General features: G+C 75.4%; 11 protein-coding genes. 7 read left to right on the top strand and 4 right to left on the bottom strand.

Features of this window, described 5'->3' with window-relative positions:
* Positions 1-77: 77 nt before the first annotated feature.
* The 3 genes from AS857_RS07745 (at position 78) to AS857_RS41850 (ending at position 4,655) form a co-directional block, all read left to right on the top strand.
* On the top strand, positions 78-1,535 hold the full coding sequence (locus tag AS857_RS07745; RefSeq protein WP_058042396.1) for an NCS2 family permease: 1,458 nt from the start codon (positions 78-80) through the stop codon (positions 1,533-1,535).
* Positions 1,536-1,558: 23 nt separating this feature from the next.
* On the top strand, positions 1,559-2,737 hold the full coding sequence (locus tag AS857_RS07740) for an XdhC family protein (protein ID WP_058042395.1): 1,179 nt from the start codon (positions 1,559-1,561) through the stop codon (positions 2,735-2,737).
* 97 nt (positions 2,738-2,834) lie between these two features.
* Positions 2,835-4,655, top strand: a complete 1,821-nt coding sequence (locus AS857_RS41850; protein WP_058042394.1) for an FG-GAP-like repeat-containing protein — start codon at positions 2,835-2,837, stop codon at positions 4,653-4,655.
* Between the two features lie 66 nt (positions 4,656-4,721).
* On the opposite strand, the gene AS857_RS07730 is transcribed toward AS857_RS41850, so the two are convergent.
* Entirely contained in the window at positions 4,722-6,773 is a 2,052-nt protein-coding gene (locus AS857_RS07730; protein ID WP_245699676.1) for an elongation factor G, read from the bottom strand.
* Positions 6,774-7,123: 350 nt separating this feature from the next.
* On the opposite strand from AS857_RS07730, the gene AS857_RS07725 reads away from it, so the two are divergent.
* On the top strand, positions 7,124-7,927 hold the full coding sequence (locus AS857_RS07725) for a hypothetical protein (protein WP_058043980.1): 804 nt from the start codon (positions 7,124-7,126) through the stop codon (positions 7,925-7,927).
* A 119-nt stretch (positions 7,928-8,046) separates the two neighbouring features.
* Here AS857_RS07725 and AS857_RS07720 read toward each other — a convergent pair whose 3' ends face one another.
* Entirely contained in the window at positions 8,047-8,910 is an 864-nt protein-coding gene (locus tag AS857_RS07720; RefSeq protein ID WP_058042393.1) for a GntR family transcriptional regulator, read from the bottom strand.
* Between the two features lie 118 nt (positions 8,911-9,028).
* Here AS857_RS07720 and AS857_RS07715 point away from each other — a divergent pair, with 118 nt between their 5' ends.
* Positions 9,029-9,850 (top strand): (2Fe-2S)-binding protein, encoded by an 822-nt coding sequence (locus tag AS857_RS07715; protein WP_058042392.1) that lies wholly within the window; start codon positions 9,029-9,031, stop codon positions 9,848-9,850.
* 198 nt (positions 9,851-10,048) lie between these two features.
* A complete protein-coding gene (locus AS857_RS07710) occupies positions 10,049-11,092 on the top strand; it encodes a DUF2637 domain-containing protein (RefSeq protein WP_058042391.1) in 1,044 nt (347 codons plus the stop codon).
* Positions 11,093-11,125: 33 nt separating this feature from the next.
* On the opposite strand, the gene AS857_RS07705 is transcribed toward AS857_RS07710, so the two are convergent.
* Both AS857_RS07705 and AS857_RS37350 read right to left on the bottom strand, forming a co-directional pair.
* Complete coding sequence (locus AS857_RS07705) at positions 11,126-11,695, bottom strand: ATP-binding protein (RefSeq protein WP_079110164.1); 570 nt, start codon at positions 11,693-11,695, stop codon at positions 11,126-11,128.
* Positions 11,696-12,014: 319 nt separating this feature from the next.
* Positions 12,015-13,625 carry a protein phosphatase 2C domain-containing protein gene (locus AS857_RS37350; protein ID WP_245699675.1) on the bottom strand — a complete coding sequence of 537 codons (1,611 nt, stop codon included), beginning with the start codon at positions 13,623-13,625 and terminating at the stop codon, positions 12,015-12,017.
* A 1,614-nt stretch (positions 13,626-15,239) separates the two neighbouring features.
* On the opposite strand from AS857_RS37350, the gene AS857_RS07695 reads away from it, so the two are divergent.
* On the top strand, positions 15,240-15,944 hold the full coding sequence (locus AS857_RS07695) for a helix-turn-helix transcriptional regulator (RefSeq protein WP_058042389.1): 705 nt from the start codon (positions 15,240-15,242) through the stop codon (positions 15,942-15,944).
* Positions 15,945-16,003: the final 59 nt, after the last annotated feature.

The following is a 16,003-nucleotide window of genomic DNA, read 5'->3' as shown; positions in this document are numbered from 1 at the left end:
CGTGCCGTCCTTCGTCTCGGGCCGTCCCCCGGGCCGTGCAGCCGAACCACCCGCCCGGACCATGGGAGCAGGCACTCATGACCCAGCCATCCGTGGAGCCGAGAGGCGCGGCGCAGGACGCGGGCGCGGGCCCGCGCCGCTCCGCCGCCTCCCGGCTCGACCGCTACTTCCGCATCGGCGCACGCGGATCCACCGTCGGGCGGGAGGTGCGCGGCGGCATCACCACCTTCATGGCGATGTGCTACATCCTCCTGCTCAACCCCCTGATCCTCTCCGGCCCGGACGCCGCCGGGAACCGGCTCGGCCACGCCGGGCTGATCACGGCCACCGCGCTCGCCGCGGCGGTCTGCACCCTCCTCATGGGCCTCGTCGGCAGGGTCCCGCTCGCCCTGGCCGCCGGGCTGGGCGTCTCCGGGGTGCTCTCCACCCAGGTGGCGCCCCACATGACCTGGCCGCAGGCCATGGGGATGTGCGTGCTGTACGGCGCGGTGATCGTGCTGCTGGCCGTCACCGGCCTGCGCGAGCTGATCATGAACGCGATACCCCTCGCCCTCAAGCACGCCATCACGATGGGCATCGGCATGTTCATCGCCCTGATCGGGCTGGTCAAGGCCGGTTTCGTGCACGCCTCCGAGGGCGGCGGACCGGTGACGCTCGGCCCCGCGGGCGAGCTCGCGGGCTGGCCCGTACTGGTCTTCTGCGTCACCCTGCTGGCCGTCCTCATGCTGCAGGCCCGCGACGTCCCCGGCGCGATCCTGATCGGCATCGTCGTCGGCACGGTGCTGGCCGTCGTCGTCAACGCCGCGGCCGCCCCGGGGGCCGCCGCCTGGCAGAGCGGCGCGCCCGGGCTCGAGGGCGGCGCCGTGTCCGTGCCGGACTTCTCCCTCCTCGGGCACGTGGAGTTCGGCGGCTGGGGGTCGCTGGGCGTCATGAGCGTCGGAATGATCGTCTTCACGCTCGTCCTGGCCGGCTTCTTCGACGCCATGGCCACGATCATCGGCGTCGCCACCGAGGCCCGGCTGACCGACGAGCGCGGCCGGCTGCCGGGCCTGAGCAGGGCGCTCTTCATCGACGGCGCGGGCGGCGCGATCGGCGGAGTCGCGGGGGCCTCGGGGCAGACCGTCTTCATCGAGTCGGCGACCGGTGTCGGCGAAGGCGCCCGGACGGGCCTGTCGTCCGTCGTGACGGGGCTGCTCTTCACCGCATGCCTGTTCTTCACCCCGTTGACGCGCATCGTGCCCGGCGAGGTCGCCGCCGCCGCGCTCGTCGTCATCGGAGCGATGATGATGAGCAACGCCCGGCACGTCGACTGGAGCGACCGGGCGATCGCCGTCCCGGCCTTCCTGACGGTGGTGCTGATGCCGTTCACGTACTCCATCACGGCGGGTGTCGGCGCCGGCGTCATCGCCTACACGGCGATCAAGGCCGCCCAGGGCAGGTGGCGTGAGCCGGGCGTCTTCATGTGGCTGCTGACGGCCGTGTTCACGGGGTACTTCGCCCTGCACCCGATCGAGAGCTGGCTGGGCGTCAAGTAAGCCGCCCGGGGAAAGGGCTTGTCATGCTGGACATCGCCGAGGAGCTGCACCGCTGGTGCGGGGAAGGACGCGCGTTCGCCGTCGCCACGGTGGTCGCCGTGGAGGGCAGCGCGCCCCGGCAACCGGGCGCGGCCCTCGCCGTCGACGCCGAGGGCAGGGCGGTCGGCTCGGTCTCGGGCGGGTGCGTGGAGGGCGCGGTGTACGAGCTGTGCCGCGCCGCGCTGGAGAGCGGCGAGAGCGTGCGGGAACGGTTCGGCCGGCCGGGTGACCACCCGGGCGAGGACGACTTCGCGACGGGCCTGACCTGCGGCGGCGTCCTGGACGTGCTGGTTGTCCCGGTCCTTCCGGGCGCCCCCGGGCGCGCCGTGCTGGCCGAGGCGCTGGCGGCGGTCGCAGCGGGCGAGCCGGTGGCGCTCGCCCGGGTGGTCGCGGGCCCGGACGGGCTGCTGGGCCGGGCCCTGCTCGTACGGGCGGACGGCACGTACGCGGGGGCGCTCGCGGAGTCCGGCGGGCTGGACCGCGCGGCCGCCGCGGAGGCCGCCGCGCTGCTGGCCGCCGGACGGACGGGCACGGTCACGGCCGGTCCGGACGGGATGCGCTGCGAGGACCCGGTGACGCTCCTCGTGGAGTCGTGCCTGCCGCCCCCGCGCATGATCGTCTTCGGGGCGGTGGACTTCGCCGCGGCGCTCGTCAGGGCCGGCAAGTTCCTCGGCTACCACGTCACGGTGTGCGACGCGCGTCCCGTGTTCGCGACGGCGGGGCGCTTCCCCGAGGCGGACGAGGTCGCCGTCGGCTGGCCGCACCGCTACCTCGACGCCCAGCAGGCGGCCGGGGCGCTCGACGCCCGGACGGTCCTGTGCGTGCTGACCCACGACCCCAAGTTCGACGTGCCGCTGCTGGAGCGGGCCCTGCGGCTGCCGGTCGCCTACGTCGGCGCGATGGGCTCGCGCCGCACGCACGAGGACCGGCTGGGACGGCTGCGCGAGGCGGGCGTCGGCGAGCGCGCCCTGGCCCGGCTGCGCTCGCCGATCGGGCTCGACCTGGGGGCGCGCACCCCGGAGGAGACGGCCCTGTCCATCGCGGCGGAGATCGTCGCGCTCCGGCACGGGGGCACGGGCGCGCCGCTGACGGGCGCGCACACGCCCATCCACCACGAGCGGCCGCAGGGGCCGGGGTCGGTCGCCCGGTATCCGGTGGCCTGAAAGGGGTGCACAGGACAGCCTCTGATAGAACGTGAGTCGCATTTTTGAGTTGTTCGCGTTCCTTCATGCCCTTGTCCCACCAGCACAATGAGGCCTTTTGTCTCCCTTCAGACGGACCTGGCCGCTCGTCATCGCCCTGAGCGTGGCGAGCCTGGCCACCTGCGGAACGACCGCCACGGCGTCCGCCGCACCGTCCCCGGCGCCCCCTTCCCCCGCCCCGTCCGCGGCCGCCGCCGCCCGCTCCGCCGAGACGTACTGGACGGCCGAGCGCATGGCCGCCGCCAAGCCGCTGCCCGCGCGGCAGGCGAAGCCGGCCTCCGGTGCGCGCCTGGCCGCCCCGCGCACGTCGGTCGCGGCGGCCGCCGCACCGGCCGGCACGCCCCAGGGCACGTACGGCGACGGCCTGCCCATGGTCGGCACGTTCTTCGGCGGCACCCCCGACGGGCCCACGTACTGCACCGCGAGCGTCGTGCAGAGCCCGGGCCGCAACCTGGTCCTCACCGCCGGGCACTGCGCCCACGGCCTCGCCGGGAGCGGGCAGCAGATCTTCGTGCCGCAGTACCGCAAGGGCCAGGACGCGGCCCGCCAGCCGTACGGCGTCTTCCCGGTACAGCGGGTCTTCAGCGACCCGCGGTACGCCCGCAACAGCACCGGCGCCGACTCCGACCTGGACTTCGGCTTCGCCCGCCTCGGCCCCAACTCCCGCGGCGAGCAGGCGGAGAACGCCGCCGGCGCTCTCCGGCTGACCCCCACACCCCGCTGGACCAGCACCGTCACCGTCGTCGGCTACCCCGGCTCGCACAACACCGGCCAGCAGGCGCTGAGCTGCACCGTGCCGACGTCGCGCCTGTCCGGCCAGCACCAGCTGCAGATGAAGTGCGGCGGCTTCTACGGCGGCACGTCCGGCAGCCCGTGGATCGCCCACTACGACGCCGCCTCCCGCACCGGAGACGTCATCGGCAACCTCGGCGGCTGGAACGGCGGCGGCAACCTCACCGGCGACGACTGGGTCAGCTACTCCCCGGTGTTCGGCCGCGAGGTCCAGGACCTCTACCGGGATGCGGTCGCCGACCGGACCCCCGTGCGCACGGCCTACCAGCGTCCCTCCGACGGCGCCCGGCTGCCCGGCGCCGCCTCCACCTGGTCGCACGGCAAGCACCTGGTCTCCGCCGACTTCACCGGCGACGGGCGCGACGACCTGCTGACGATCTGGAGCGACGGCGAGGTCAGCCTCTACCCCGGCGACGGCCGCGGCGGCTTCGGCACCGAGCAGCAGCTCGCCCGGGCGGACAGCTTCTGGAAGCGCGCCGTGACGGTCACGGCCGGCGACTTCGGCGGCAGCGGCAAGCCCGACCTCATGGTCCGCTGGGACACCGGCAAGCTGAGCTACTACGAGGACTTCCAGGCCGCCGGCTCCGGCCCGGAGCACACCCTCGGCGCCGGCGGCTCGTACTGGAAGTACGCCTCGCAGATCACGGCCGGACGCTACGACTCCACGGACCGCTCCAGGGACCTGGCCGTCCGCTGGGTCGACGGCAGCCTCAGCGTGTACTCCGGCGCGAGCCCCACCGGGCCGGGCACGGAGCGGCGCCTGATGGACGCCGGCTCGTACTGGAACTACGCCACCGCGCTCAGCAGCCCCCGCCCGGCGGGCCAGGACCGCAGCAGCCTCCTCGTGCGCTGGTCGGACGGCTCCCTCGGCTCGTACGCCACGACGGGCACCGCCCTCGGCAAGGGCACCCGCCTCCAGGCCCCCAACCCCTCGTGGGCGGGCGCGGCCATGACCGCGGGCGACCTCACCGGCTCGGGCCGCCCCGACGACCTGGTCGTCCGCTGGTCCGACGGCGAGACGTCCCTGTACGACGGGCTGAGCACCGACGGCCCGGGGCAGTGGTCCCCGCTGGTGAACAACGGCTGAGCCGCAGGACGGCGGAGCACCGGCGCGGCGCCGCGGGGAGGCCTTCCCCGCGGCGCCGCGCGCCGTCTACGCCGGGTCCGCCGCCTCCGACGGCGCTCCGTTCCGCGCCGCCGTCAGATGCCGCAGGTACGCGGCCCTGTTGAGCGGGTTGCCGTCCGTGCGCGGACGCACCGGCGGGCGGCCGTCGTACGGACGGTCGGCGGCCGGGAGGGTCCACCAGACGCCCTCGCCGCGGGTCAGGGCGGGCAGACGGCGTTCGGCGGCGGGGGCGCTGCGGGCCGGGATCGTGCCCTTGAGGACGCACACCTCCGGGCCGGCCGCCGTGTCGTGGAGGTCGGCCCCGAGCCCGGCCAGCAGGCCCGTGACGGCGCTCAGGGTGTCGGCGGGGGCCTCCAGTTCGTAGGAGTGGCAGGGCTCGTACACCCGCGTGCCCGCCTCGGCGAGGGCGGCCATCAGGACCAGCGGGGTCAGCCGGCGGAAGTCGGCGGCGGTGCTCACCGGCGCCGCGAAGCCCGAGCGCGTCAGCGTGACCACGCAGGCGGTCACCGGCCAGCCGTACAGGCCCTGGGCGAGGGTGCGGTGGACGGTCTCCTCGATCGCGCGGTCGAAGGCGAGGGGCAGGGCGCCGAGTTCGGTCTCGCGGCGGAAGACGGTGCCGGAGTCCGGCTCGCCCGCCTCGACGCGCAGGCCGACCGTCGCCCAGAAGGCGTGACCGCCGTGCCGGCCGATCTCCTCGTACGCCTCGCCCGTGCCGGTGACCCGCTCGCGGTGGACGGTGCTGCTCGGTTCGAAGACCGCGTCGACGCCGAACTCCTCGGCGAGCGTCGCCGCGACGATCTCCTTCTGCACCTCGCCGTGGAGCAGCACGGAGGTGCCGCCGCCCGCCGGCAGGGCGCGGGTGCCGATCAGCGGGTCCTGGTCGGCGAGGGCCGTGAGGGCGGCGTGCAGCCGGGCCGCGTCCTCGGGGCGCACGGGCCTGACCACCGCCTCCAGGCCGGGCGGGGCGAAGTGCGGCGTCTGCGCGCCCTCGCGCGCGGGGCCGAGGCGGTCGCCCACCCTGACCTCCGCCAGGCCCCTGATCCGGGCGATGTCGCCGGCCGTGGCGCGGCGCCGTGCGGTGCCGGGCTCCCCGGCCTCGACCACCACGAGGGAGGTGACGCGGGCGGTGTGCTCGGTGCGGCCGCCGCCGGCCTCCGGCCGGTGGAGCGTGATGCGGTCGCGCTCGGAGACCGCGCCGGAGAAGAGGCGCAGGTGGGCGGTCTTCTCGCCGGAGGGCCCGCGGTCGACGGCGAAGACCGTGCCGGTGGCCTCGGCGCCGGAGCCGCCGCGCGCGGGCGGGAGGTGGCGCACCATGCCGTCGATCAGGTCCGCCACGCCCTCGCCGGAGACGGCCGAGCCGAAGTAGAGGGGGTGGACGAGGCCGCGCGCGGTCTGCCGCGCGAGGGCTTCCCGCAGTTCGGGGGGCGTCACCTGCCGGTCGTCGACCAGCTTGGCGAGCAGCGCGTCGTCGTTCTCGGCCAGCACCTCGGCCACGGCCTCGCGGAAGGCGGCGTCCCCGTACGAACCGGGGACGGTGCGGGCGCCGGGGGTCCCGATGCCGCGGACGGTGCCCATGGGAATCACGTACGGGGTCAGCCTGCGGCGGACGGCGGCGAGCGTCTCCGCCTCCCGGGCGCCCGCGCGGTCGGTCTTGTTGACGAACACGAGGGTGGGCAGGCGCAGCCGCCGCAGCGTCTTCATCAGCACGCGCGTCTGCGCCTGCACCCCCTCGACGGCGGACAGGACGAGGACCGCGGCGTCGAGGACGCCGAGGGCGCGCTCGACCTCGGCGACGAAGTCGCTGTGGCCGGGGGTGTCGACGAGGTTGACGCGCAGGCCCCCGACGCGGAAGGGCGCGACGGCGGTGCGGATGGTGATGCCGCGGCGGCGTTCGAGCTCGCCGCTGTCGGTGCGGGTGCTGCCGGCGTCGACGCTGCCGAGCCGGTCGATGGCGCCGGTGTCGAAGAGCAGGCGCTCGGTCAGGCTCGTCTTACCCGCGTCGACGTGCGCGAGGATGCCGACGTTCAGAACGGGCCGTACGGGCAGGCAGAGCCCGGAGAGCAGGGTGTGCGTACGCAAGGAAGTCCTCGGAAGGAGTCGTCCGGTCAGGGCGCTGGGGGTTACCGAGGCTCTGGCGCATGGGCGTGTCTCCCGAGGTGTGTGGGGGGCTTCGCGGCGCGTTCGAAGGCGCGCGCCGCCATCCTGGCAGCCGCCCGGCGGGGTGATCCAGCGAATTTCCCGGTAGCGCATATGAGCGACGCCGCGCTCATGAGCCGCTCACTCTTGGTAATGTGCACGTACCGCTGGGAGAGCATTTGTGAATTGGTTCACACCTGACCCTTGGCCGGGCCCTCGTCTTCGTGCTGAGATGCGGTCACGGCTTCCAGCTCGACGGCGCGCTTGGGGAGGGCACTGTGGCGGACACCGCCATGCGTAATGCGGGGTTGCCGGAGCCGCGGGGACCGCAGGGCGGGGATCCGCGGGGGGACGATCCACTGGAGCGGGCCGTGTGGCGGTTGCGCTCACGCGCCTGCTGGGACGACGCCGCGGCCCTGCTCGCACCGCGCGCGGCCGCCGAGCCCGGGCCGGCCCTGCAGCGGACGGCGGTGCTGACCGAGCGGTGCATGTTCACCAAGGAGGGCTGGGGAGCCGCCGAGGACGCGCTGCGCGCGGCGGAGGCCCTGGCCACGGACGACGAGGAGCGCGGGGCGGCGGCCTGCGAGCGCGGCCACCTGGCCTACGCGTCCACCCTCCTGGGCGTCCGCGACCGGGCCGACGAGGCCCGCTCGGCCCTGGGCAGGGCCGCGGCCCTGCTCGCGCCGGGGTCGCCGAACCGCCCCCTGCTGCACTTCCGCCGCGGCCTGATCGCCCAGCACCTGTCGGACAACCCGTCCGACGCGACGGCCGCCTTCGAGCGCGCCCACGCGGGGGCGACGGCGCAGGGCCAGCGCCTGCTGCTGTCCTTCACCTGGCGGCACGTGGCGGCCATGGCCGAGCACGAGGGCAGGCTCGCCGAGGCGCGCTACGGCTTCGCGGAGTCGCTTCGCATCCGGGAAGAGCTGGGCTATCTCGTGGGCATCGCCCCGGCGCTGGCCTCGCTCGCCGCCGTCCTGGACGACCCGGGCGAGGCCGCCCGGCTGCGGGAGGAGGCGGCCCGGCTGGTCCGGCTGCTCGGCGGCATCCCGGGCTGGCTGGCCGAACAGCTGGCCCCCGCGGCGACGAGCCCGGACTGATCGCAGAGCCCCACTGATCGGCCGGGCCCCGCAGCGACCCGCAGGGCCCCGCCCCGACTCCGGGGGCTCGGCGCCGATCCGCGGGTCCCGGCGCTGATCCGTGAGCCGTCGTGCGCGCCTTAGGCCGTCCCCGGCACCGTTCGCTCCGCTCCCGCGAAGTGGCCCCTCGCCAGCGCCTCGGTCCGCTCCACGTCGTGCGCGGCCAGCGCCGCCAGCAGGGCGTGGTGTTCGGCCGCGTCGGCAACAAGGTCGGCCGCACGGAGCTGCCGGCCGTGGGCCGTGGGCCACTGCGCGCGGCGGTGGAGCTCGTCGGCGACGGCGACCAGCTGGTGGTTGCCCGCGAGGCCCAGGAGCGCGCGGTGGAAGGCGCGGTCGGCCTCGGCGTAGAGCGCGCGGTCGCCGGTGGCCGCGGCCACGCACGCGGCCTCGGCGAGCGGCCGCAGCCCGTCCCAGCGGGCGGCCGGGACCGTACGGGCCAGCCGCAGCAGCACCGGGACCTCCAGCAGGGCGCGCACCTCGGCGAGCTCGGCGAGGTCGCGGGCGGTGCGCGAGGTGACGCGGAAGCCTCGGTTGGGGACGACCTCGACGGCGCCCTCCAGCGCCAGCTGCTGCATCGCCTCCCGCACGGGCGTCGCCGACACGCCGAAGCGCTCGCCGAGCGCCGGGCCGGAGTAGACCTCGCCCGGTGTCAGCTCGCCGCTGACGAGGGCCTTGCGCAGGGCGTCCAGCACCTGCCCGCGCACGGAGTGGCGCTGGGGAAGCCTGGGCGCGGGAGCGGGCGAGGGAGCGGCGCAGCGGCCCCCGTACGCCGGGTACTCCTGCTCGGCGTGGACGTGCTCGCCGCGGGCCCCCTCGCCGCGGACACCGGCACGGCCGCCGGCAGGAGCGGCGGCGGGAACGGCCTCGCCGCGCGCGGCCTGCGCCGGCACGCCGGCGAACGGCCCCGCGGCCGGCGGGGCGGTGCGGGATCTTCCCTGCTCCATTGGGGTCCTCCTGATGTCCTTTCTGAACCATAGGCGGCCCCTCCGGCAGTTCAAACCCCGATCAACCGGGGTAAGGTAAGCCTTACCCGTAGAACGATCGCGATTCGGTGGTCCCCGCATGACGTCCGCCCCGACTGCCCCGCCCTCGCTCTCGGACTCCTACGCCCGCCTCGCCGAGGTCTTCCCCGCCCTTTCCGTGACCGCCGGGCCCCCGTGCACCGGCGAGGGCTGGGTGAGCGCCGCGGGGCTCGCGGAGGGCGCCGGCGAGCTGGACGCCTTCCTCGCGTGGGACGACGAGCAGATCCGGCGCGACCACGGGGCGCAGGCCCGCCCCGACGTCGTCGCGAGCGTCGGCCTGCACCGCTACGCGTGGCCGGCCTGCCTGCTCGTCACCGTCCCCTGGTTCCTGCACCGCAGGGTGCCGCGGCTGTCCGCCGGGGACGTCTCCTTCCACCGCGCGCTGGGCCGGATGACGGCCCGGGCGGCGGAGTTCGCGTGTTTGCCCGGCGACCCGGCCGCCGGCCTGCCGGGCGCCCGGACGGTCCCCGGTGAAGAGGCACTGCGCGCGGAAGTGCGCGCTTCCATTGCCGCGCATTTCACACCCGTGCTGGTCGGCTTCCAGCCGCGTATGCGGCGCGGTCCGCGCGCCCTGTGGGGCATGGTGACGGACGAACTGGCCGAATCGCTGTGGTATGTGGGACAGCTGCTCGGCGAGGAGGAACGGGCGCGCCGCGAACTGGCCCTGCTGCTGCCGGGGGTGACGCCGCCGTACGCCGGCGGCGCGGCCTTCCGGATGCTTACCGGCCGCCTGGGAGAGCCGATCCCGACCCGTGATCGCGTCAGTTGCTGCCTCTTCTACACCGTGCGCCCCGAGGACGCCTGTACGACCTGCCCCCGTACGTGCGACACGGACCGGGTACAGCGGCTGTCCGTAAGCTGACCGGCCTCACACCACTCGATCGGGTGAGGTGAAGGGAACGCAATTCCCTCTTCCCTTAATGACGTTCGAATTTCTTCGCACCTATCCGTATGCCGTTGCCCTCCATTGGCAGGCAGTTGGCGCGAAACCCCTTGGCGAACGGGCCGATTCCGCGAGGATGGCGCGCGAAAGGCTGTACAGCTATGCAAGGGACGCAAGATGAGAGTGACCGATATACCGCTGAATTGGATGCTCCCCAGTGTCGTGGCGCTCGCCGGGGCCGTGGTGGCGGTGACGGTGCTCGCACGCGGCCGGCACGGCGCGGACGACGCAGGAGGCGGCGCGGACTCCTGGGAGCGCAACGAGGAGCGCAGACGGCGCAAGGAGGCCATCTACGGAAGCGCCTCGTACGTCCTCCTGTTCTGCTGCGCCGCGGTGGCCGCCGCCCTCTCCTTCCACGGCCTCGTGGGGTTCGGGCGGCAGAACCTGGGGCTGACGGGCGGCTGGGAGTACCTGGTGCCCTTCGGCCTCGACGGGGCCGCCATGTTCTGCTCGGTGCTGGCGGTGCGCGAGGCGAGCCACGGTGACGCCGCGCTCGGCTCGCGCATGCTCGTGTGGACCTTCGCCAGCGCGGCCGCCTGGTTCAACTGGGTGCACGCGCCCCGGGGCCTGGACCACGCCGGGGCACCGCAGTTCTTCGCCGGCATGTCGCTGTCCGCGGCCGTCCTCTTCGACCGCGCGCTCAAGCAGACCCGCCGGGCCGCGCTGCGCGAACAGGGCCTGGTACCCAGGCCGTTGCCGCAGATCCGGATGGTCCGCTGGCTGCGGGCTCCTCGCGAGACCTTCGGCGCCTGGTCCCTGATGCTCCTGGAGGGCGTCCGTTCGCTGGACGAGGCCGTGGAGGAGGTCCGCGAGGACAAACGGCAGCGGGAGCAGGCCAGGGCCCGCAGGAGGGAGGCCGGCAAGCTGGAGCGCGCCCGGCTCAAGGCGTACAACCGGCAGAACCGGGTGTGGGGCCGGGTCCGGGGCGGCCGGCAGGTCGAGGTCGGCGGGCCCGCCGTGCCCGCGGCCCCACAGCCGGCGCAGATCGGGTCGGACCCTTCCATAGTCGACCAGGGACAGCTTCCCGTCCGCGCACGTCCCCTGCAGGCGGTCGGCCGCCCTGATCCGATCGACCTCACCGCGGAGGACGACACCCAGGCGATCCCCCGCCTGGACTCGCTCGAGGCCAAGCTGGCCCAGATCGAGCGGCAGTTCGGCTGAGCCCTGAGCCCTGGGTCGTCGCGCAGCGGCGGTTCAGGGCTCCTGGGCGGCCAGCTCGAACCAGACCGACTTCCCGACGCCGTGGGCGCACACGCCCCAGCCGTCCGACAGGGCGTGGACGAGCAGCAGCCCCCGCCCCGACGTCGCCGCCTTCTCGATGTCGTTCATCTCCGGAACGGCGTCCCTGACCGGGCCGATGTCCGTGCCCGGGCCGCCCAGCGCGGGATGGCCCGCCATGAAGTCCCGCACCTCCACGCGCAGCCGCCCCTTCGCGCGGCCCGCCCCGCCCGTGAACGCCGCGCCCGTGAACACGGCCTTGACCACGGCGCCGCCGTCGGTGTGCACCAGCGCATTGGTGACGAGCTCGCTCGTGAGCAGCTCGGCGGTCTCCGCACGGCCCGGCGCGCCCCAGCGGGCCAGAAAGCGCCGCAACTCGGCCCGGACTTCCCGGACGCCGGTGAGATCCCGGCGGCGGAGCCTCCTTTCGAATAGCGGCCCGGAATGCGCCGCGCCGTCCCCGAAACCGCTCCTGTGGTCCGTACGGTCCTCCCGCTCCCCCGCGTAGCCCTCCGCGCCCGCCCGGCCTGCTGCCTGCCGTTTCATCCTCCCCGCCCCGACCCCTCCCCGGCGCCCCGGCCTCGAACACGCTCGCGCTCACTCACCGCAATGCATGCCCCGGACCACGCTGGACAACGCCTGTTGAGCCATCAACATGGTGATATGACCAAAATCCCGGAGCCTCTTGCGCGGTGCGCGAATATGCCGTTGGCGTGCGCCGGTCCGGGAATTTGTGCGGGGCTGGAAGGAATTCCCGGCGCGCCGGTCCGTACCTTGCCGCGACCGCTGCGCCGCACCGGGCCCGGAGACGGCCGGGCGGGGGGGGGGGCCCCCCCCCCCCCCCCCCGCCCCGGAACCGGCCCGGTTACGCCTCCCAGAGGGCACACGCCGTACGGTCGTCGGCGTATCCCTTGACCCGCAGCTGGGTGTCCGCGAGGAACGCCGCGAGCCCCGGCGGGTGCTCGCCCGCCCAGCGCTCGGCCAGCCGCCCGCCCAGCTCCTGTTCGCCGCGCATGGGATCGGCGAGGCCCGCCGTGCACAGCAGCAGGGCGTCCCCGGGCCGGGCCACGGACGCCCGGAAGCGGAAGGGCTCGCCCGGCGGCTCCACCTCGACGGGTTCGACGGGCGGCGTGAGGCCCGGCGTCGGAATGCCGAGATCCATCGTCATCAGGTCGGCGGGCGCCGATCCGTAGCCGATGACGGGCTCGCCCGTGCGCTCCGCCGGCGGGTCCGGCTCCAGGTCCTGCCAGACCCCGTCCCGGAGGCGGAACAGGCCGCCCGCACCGACGCCGAAGAACACGCGCGTACGGCACTGCGGGTCCGCGGTCAGCAGCAGGCAGCGGACGGTGGCCGTGTACTCGTCCGGCCGCAGGCCCAGTTCGGCGGCTTGGGCGCGCAGCCGCCCGTAGGAGCGGTCGGTGAGCCGGTGCAGGCCCGACTTCAGCTCGCCGCGCCGGCCGCCGCGGATGTCGTCGGCCAGCCGGGCGTGGCTGCGGCCGACGGCGCCGGCCAGCCACGCGCAGGCGTCCCGCGCCGCGCGCGGCGCCACGTTCGAGCCGCGCGGGCCGCTGGCCATCGCGACGAGCAGCAGCGCGCTCTCCCCCTCGCCGAAGCGGGCGGTCAGCAGCGCGTCCCGCCGGGGCTCGCCGCGGTAGCGCGCGGAATCGCCGCGCAGGGACAGGGCCCGCAGCGTGACGGCGCCGTACTGCGCGCCGTCCAGGACCGTGTCCGGCACGAGGCCGTCCAGGTCCTGCGGGTCGGCGGCGGGCCAGGCCGTCGGCTCCGCGTCGTACGTGGGCGGACGCTCGCCGACGTACTCCGCCGCGCGGCCCGCCCGGCCGGGCGGCTGCGGAGGCGCGGCCAGGGGGTGGCGCCGGGGCGGCGTGGACTCGCGGGAGACGACGGGCGGGCGGGAGGCCGGCTCCAGGGACGCCGCCCCGGTTGCGGGCTCCACCGGCCCGGCGGGTTCGCCGCCGGGCTCGGGGACGGCCGGCCGGGCGTCCCGCGCCGTGATGCGGGCGGGGCTCGCCCCGGGCGTCCTCCGGGCCGGCACGGCCGGGGGCAGGGGCTCCTCCCGTGGCTCCGGGAGCTCCGGGCGCTGCTGGGCGGGGATACCGGAGAACTCCGGGCGCTCGTACGGCTCGGGGAGCTCCGGCGGCTCCAGGAGGTGCCGGGGCTGCGGGGCGGGCGGTTCGGGCAGGGGGCGCCGCGGCGGCCGCAGGGGGCGTTCGGCCCGCACCGGCCTGGTCGGCCTCTCGAGCCGTCCCGAACGTTTGAGCCGCTCCGGCGGCCGCGGTTCGGCCGGCCGCTCGTACCCCTCCTGAAGCTCCCGCCGGGCGGGCGCCTGCGGCTGGGCGAGGTCATCCGGGCCTTCGGGGCCCTCGGGCAGGTCTGCGGCGTCCGCACGGCGGGAGGGCTCCGGCCGGCCGGTGCGGTCCCCGCGACCGGAGACGTCCCCGCCGTCCGGGCGGTCCACCGGCTCCGCGCCGTCCGGACAGTCGGGGCCACCTGCGCGTTCGGACCGGCCCGGCTGCGCGGAACGGCGGGAACGAACGAGAGCATCCCCGGCGCCGGGGCGGTCCACCGGCTCGGGAGCGTCCGGACAGTCGGCACGGTCCGCGCGTCCCGTACGGCTCGCCTGCGCGGATCGCTTCGCGCTCCCGGCGCGGTCCGCCTGCTCCGCCTCCGGGGCGGCCGGGGCGTCGGAACGGCTCGGGCGGTCCGCAGGATTCACCTGTGCGGAGCGGCCCACCGGCTCCGGGGCCTTCGGATATCCGGAACCGTCCGCAGATTCCGTACGGCTCACCCGCGTCGTACGGTCCGGGCGGCGGCTCGGGGCGTCCCCGCCGTCAAGGCGGTCCACCGGCTCGGAACCGTCCGGACAGTCGGCACGGTCCGCGCGTCCCGTACAGCTCTCCTGTGCGGATCGCTTCGCGCTCCCGGCGCGGTCCGCCTGCTCCGCCACGGGGGCGGCCGGGGCGTCGGAACGGCCCGTCTGTGCCGGGCGGTCCGGGCGGTCGGGGCGGTCGGGTCCGCGTTCGGAGCGGGTACGGCGGTCGCCGCCGAAGAAGAGGTCCGCGCCTTCGCAGCGGTCCGAACGGGCCGGGCGGCCGGGGCGTTCCCCGGCGACGGGGCGGGCGGGGCGCCGCGAGCGGTCCGGGGCCGGGGCCGCCGTGCCGTCCGGCTCACGCCCGGCCGGGCGGGCGGGGCCCGGTGACCCCGGGGATCCCGGCGGCAGATCCGGCCGCGCCTCCGGCGGGCCGTCGGCGCGGCTCCGGGGGTCCTGCCGCTCCGGGCCGGAGGGCCGCACCGGCCGCCCCGGCTGCCCTCCTGGCTGCCGCGGTACCTCCGCCTGCCTGCGGGGGTCGCTCTTGCGCCACTTCTGCGGTTTCTCCAGGAGTTCCGGAAGGAGTCCCGCCGAATGGAGATCCGGCGGTTTCGGAATCCTCGGCAGCGGGACCCTGGCCGCCCGGCCGGGCACGGGACCGTCCGCGAGCCGCTCCGCGCGCGAAGGCGGGGGCAGTTCGGGCGGAGGTTCCGCTCCGGGCGGCGGGGGCGTGAATTCGGCACGCCCCGGCACCCCGCGCGAACGGGGCGCCCCATATCCCTTCGGCAGCGATGGAAGCCCGCTCGGGGGAACGGCGACGGGATCCGGGGGCCGCGGCGGATCGGGGGGCTCGGCTCTCGGCGCCCTCACCGTCCTCTGCGTCCTTTTCGGCCGTTCGCCGCCGGACTCCGCCCTCACCACCGCCGAGGCGGAGGTGAATCGCTCGTCCAGGCTGCTGTCGTCCCCGGCGGCGGAGCCGATATCCGGTGCATTCTTGTCGTACAACTCGCCCCACCAGGCGTCCTCTTGACCGGTGTGCGGGTCCCCCTGCTGGCTCATGCCCTTATTGTCCATACTCTTGGGCATACGGGAAGAGTGCACGGCAGACCTCACCCGGGGATGATGACCGAGTCGAAAAGCGGTCGCGGGGAGGGATGTCGTGTGCTCGGTGCCATTGGACTGGAAGAGCCTGCCGCAGTCCGGGAGATGGGCCGTTGCGGGGGGACGGAAAAGGAACGGCAACAGCCCGCAGGACACAGTGGTGTGGAACTGGTGACGGGCGCACGCTGTGTTGACGAACGGCTGCTGCGCATACGCCGCGGCGCCTCCGTGGAGATATGCGCGCTGCTGGCGGGACGACACTGGCGGACGGCCGACCGGGCCGCACCGGACGGCACGGACGGATCGGGCGGCTCGGACGGCTCAGCCGTTTCATCGGACACAGCGTCCGGCATACCCCACCGCACCGTCGTCGAACGCGCCGGCCTCGCCGCGCTGCCGGATTCCGGGGATCCGGCCCTGATGCGCGTCGCGGAGCGCATTCCCGCCGAACTGGTGATCGCCGACCGCGCAGTTGCCCTGCTTCCGCTCACCCCCCGCACGGCCGGGCTCGCCGCGCTGCCCGAGCTGTCCGAGCCGGCGGCCCTCGTCGTCCACCCCGGCCCGCTCCTCGCGTCGCTGGTGAACCTGTTCGAGGACATCTGGAACGAGGCCCTCCCCCTCCGGGTCTGTGCGGACGCGGCCCGGCGCGCGGCCGACGGCCCCCCGGCCGGGCCCGACGCGCTCGACCTGGCCGTCCTCTCCCTGCTGATGGACGGCCTGACCGACGCGAGCGTCGCCAAGCAGCTCGGACTCGGGCTGCGCACGGTGCAGCGCCGGGTGAAGCGGCTGATGGAGCTGGCCGGGGTGACCACCCGGCTGCAGCTGGGCTGGCACGCGGCCGCGCACGGCTGGACCGCACGCCGCTGACACGGACTCCATGGGCATCCCCGCAGGTGGGAGGCGGGGGTCGGGTCTCGGCCACGGTG

The organism is Streptomyces roseifaciens (assembly GCF_001445655.1).
Classification (GTDB): domain Bacteria; phylum Actinomycetota; class Actinomycetes; order Streptomycetales; family Streptomycetaceae; genus Streptomyces; species Streptomyces aureoversilis.
Note: the sequence above shows the minus strand (reverse complement) of the source record. Positions and strands in the feature narration are given on the sequence as shown.